Annotated in this window: 2 protein-coding genes; one reads left to right on the top strand and one right to left on the bottom strand. The window is 37.7% G+C overall.

What is annotated here, in order from left to right:
* Positions 1–42: 42 nt before the first annotated feature.
* Positions 43–762: an alanine--tRNA ligase gene (locus GCCT14_RS04890; protein ID WP_108624450.1), complete on the bottom strand. Its 720-nt coding sequence runs from the start codon at positions 760–762 to the stop codon at positions 43–45.
* Positions 763–954: 192 nt separating this feature from the next.
* Between GCCT14_RS04890 and GCCT14_RS04895 the strand changes: the two genes are divergently transcribed.
* The coding region (locus tag GCCT14_RS04895) for an alanine--tRNA ligase-related protein (protein WP_239978387.1) at positions 955–1,537 on the top strand (583 nt) is incomplete at its 3' end.

Here is a 1,537-nt window from a genome sequence, read left to right on the forward strand (position 1 = left end):
AGATCATATGGAAACGAACGCACCTTTCCGTGTTATTGCTGATCACCTTCGATCTATTTCTTGGTAAAAGATTTTCCAATTTGTATCCATATTCGGTTGATTTAGTACCCATTCTTTTACTAGAGTTTGCATCTGAAGTGTTTTCATTTCTTTTAATTGACGCTCATAGTCTTTTACTTTTCTCAAAAGTTGACCAGCATGCTCTTCAAGAGAATCTTCCTGAACTTTGAACAAATTGACCAAGTTTTTAATCTTTGATGTTTGTTTATATATTCGTTTCTCCGCAGAGTTTCCAACTACTGCTTCTATCCGACAAATCCCAGAGGCAACTGTTTGGCTCTTAATTATTTGAAAGCATCCAAGTTCTCCAGTCTGAATTACGTGTGTACCTCCACACAACTCCTTAGAGACTCCATCTTCTTTTAAATCTATAGTCACAACACGGACTATTTCGCCGTACTTTTCGTTGAAAAATTGCTTGATAAAAGAGTTTCCCTCGACTTCTTGATATGTTAGTTCCTCTGTTTCAATAGTTCCATTTTTACGGATCAATTGATTCATTTTTTTTTCAATAAGATTAATCTCATCTGAAGAAAGTAGCTTATGATGATTAAAATCAAATCGAAGTCGATCTTCAGATACTAACGATCCGGCTTGACGAATGTGTGACCCGAAATAATTTTCTAGAACCCAATGAAGTAAATGCGTGGCCGTATGATGTGATGAAACTGCTTGCCTTTTTTCTTTGTCTACCTTTGCCAAATAGGTATTCTTTTTAGTTATTCGCCCATATATTACTCGTCCTATATGGAGGGAATTTCATACGAAGTTTCAAAAAAAATTGAAGCTTGAACGCTGAACGAAATCGACTCAAACGCCCCCTATCTTTTAGGAGACATCCTAGAAATTGAAGGAGCACATCGCAAATTGCAACCATGAAGGAGAAACTGTACTATGCTCGGACATGAAATAAGAGAAGTGTTCTTTCAGTTTTTTCAAAAACATAATCATCATCTCTTCAGGTCTTCTCCACTTCTTCCTAAGACAGATCCAACTCTTCTTTTTGTAAATGCTGGAATGAATCAGTTCAAAGATATTTTTCTAAAAAAACGCTCCTCACATGTTCTTCAAGCTGTTTCCTGTCAAAAATGTTTACGTTGCGGTGGCAAACATAACGACATCGAAAACGTTGGCCATACTAGTAGGCATCTTACATTCTTTGAGATGCTAGGGAACTTCTCTTTTGGAGGGTACTACAAGAAAAAAGCCATTGAATTAGCTTGGCACGCTTCTCTGGAAGTTTTTCAAATGGATCCAAAAAGAATTTTCGTGTCTATTCTAGAAGGAGACCAAGAGGCAGCCGATCTATGGTCTAAATGGGTGCCTCAAGAGCAGATTTGGGCTCTTGGACCTGAAGATAATTTCTGGGCAATGGGAGATCAAGGTCCTTGCGGACCATGTTCAGAGCTTTACTATGATCGTGGAACTCAATTCGGTGACGCAACCAATAACAAAGAAGAAAGGTTTATTGAGTTTT

The organism is Candidatus Similichlamydia epinepheli (assembly GCF_003056015.1).